Origin of the sequence: Virgibacillus sp. 7505, from assembly GCF_002272135.1 — a bacterium.
In the GTDB taxonomy this organism is placed as follows: Bacteria; Bacillota; Bacilli; order Bacillales; family Amphibacillaceae; genus Terribacillus.
This window is the reverse complement of the sequence record NZ_NPBF01000117.1, coordinates 1-319: the sequence shown is the minus strand read 5'-3', so window position 1 is coordinate 319 and position 319 is coordinate 1. Positions and strand designations below refer to the sequence as shown.

The window sequence follows — 319 nt, the reverse complement described above, 5'->3', positions numbered from 1 at the left end:
CCATTTTCATAACAACGATCAACCGTCGCAAATCAGTTGCAACTGGCTGCTGCCTAGCAATAATGTCAAACACCTTTTCGTTGATGTCAAGTTCACTCTTATTGATGTCGGCATCATTGTCAATAATTTGCTGGACGGCGGCACGGTTCTTTGTTGACAAACCATCAATAGCAGCATCCAGCTGTTTTAAAACGGCTGTTCCTAGCACTTGAATTCGTTCTGCTACTTCATCAAGCTGTTCTTGAAACATGCTTCTTAACATAGGATGACCTCCTGTTAGCCAAATTGGCCAGATACGTAGTCTTCTGTACGTTTATGC

At 42.6% G+C, this 319-nt stretch carries 1 protein-coding gene; it reads right to left on the bottom strand.

The features are described from left to right. Positions 1–262, bottom strand: a 262-nt coding sequence (locus tag CHH91_RS18180; RefSeq protein ID WP_286160842.1) for a phosphate signaling complex PhoU family protein, incomplete at its 3' end; no start/stop codon positions are given. Between the last annotated feature and the right edge of the window lie 57 nt (positions 263–319).